This is a genomic window from Pseudomonadota bacterium (assembly GCA_022361155.1).
Taxonomy (GTDB): domain Bacteria; phylum Myxococcota_A; class Polyangia; order Polyangiales; family JAKSBK01; genus JAKSBK01.
Genome location: JAKSBK010000215.1, coordinates 1 through 1,350, shown reverse-complemented (window position 1 = coordinate 1,350; position 1,350 = coordinate 1). Strand labels below are relative to the sequence as shown.

Annotated in this window: 1 protein-coding gene; it reads left to right on the top strand. The window is 65.6% G+C overall.

From position 1 onward, the window contains the following. Positions 1-526: 526 nt before the first annotated feature. Positions 527-1,350: DUF1080 domain-containing protein (locus MJD61_08275; GenBank protein ID MCG8555272.1), on the top strand; the 824-nt coding region annotated here is incomplete at its 3' end.

Below are 1,350 nucleotides of genomic sequence, written 5' to 3'. Positions count from 1 at the left end.
CGCCGTGGTGAAGGGAGCTCGCCACGAATTCTACGTGGACGATAGCCTGGTTCTGACGAGCGACGACGCCGTCATCACGGGAGGTGGAAGCGTGGGCGTGCGCGCGTTCAGCCTCAGCGCTCAGTGGGACGATGTGCTCGTAACCGAAACTCCCTAGCGAAGAGCCGATCCAAGAAGCGGCTCTGATCGGAGGGACCGCTGGTGCTTCTTGGGCTACACTTGGGGCCCGTCCCGGAATAACTGATCGAGACCGGACGCGCAGGGTGGATGCAATCGCCGGCGCACCAGGAGCATGCGGTTGGAATCGACAGAGCCCGCAGGAATGGCAGCACTATTTCGAGGATTCTTGCGAGGACGAAAGCCGCGAGCGCGCCGCCCTGCACGACCGCGGCCGATCGGGTTATTCTTGGATTGGCCCTTGGGGCTCGTTCTTCCGAGGGCACTTAGGCGACGGAGCAGGACAGTGTTGCCACCTCGATTTCGGTCTATCCCACCCAACCGACGCCTTTCGGCCCGCAAGGGAGCGATGCGGAAACAGCGCCTGCACTGGTACCGCTGTGGACTCGCGCTGTGCGCGCTGACCGGCTGCAAGGCCTACGACGAGGGCATCCTGAACGGTCCACCCAGACAAGCGCCGCCAAGCCCCACGGGCGGCGACCCCGGGCTGGGCGGTGCGGGATCGGGCGGATCGCCGGCGGGTGGTTTCGGTGGCTCGGTGGGCATGGCCGGCTTCGGCGGGGGTGCAGCGGGCAGTATCGGCATCCCCCCGGAGGCGGGCTTTGGCGGCATCGGTCTCGCCGGCCAGGCAGCCGGGGGCATGTCCGGGTCGGGCGCCGGCATGGTCGGCCCGGGCATGGCCGGGACGATGACCAGAACCTTCGAGGACAGTTTCAGCGACGGGATCGCCGACGGTTGGAAGCCATTCGACGGAGACTGGAGGGTGAACGGCGGCGCCTACAGCTGCGATGCAGGGCAAGGCCGCAAAGCGATCGTGGACGGCTTGCGCTTCAAGGACTTCACTTTCGAAGTCCGGACGCGACTCGCTCCAGGTCAGTCTGGCGAGCCCCCCTCTGGGACCTTCGGAATCGTGTATCGAGCCACGGACTTGAGCTCTGCGAACAACGGAATGCGGGGCTACTACGTCAGTCTGCGCACCGTTCCCCCTGGAGTGCTCTTCGGACTCATAGACCATGCATGGACAAGCCTCGCCGAGGCACCCCTGCAGGTGAACTTCAACGCGTGGCACCGGCTTCGCGCCGTGGTGAAGGGAGCTCGCCACGAATTCTACGTGGACGATAGCCTGGTTCTGACGAGCGACGACGCCGTCATCACGGGAGGTGGAAGCGTGGG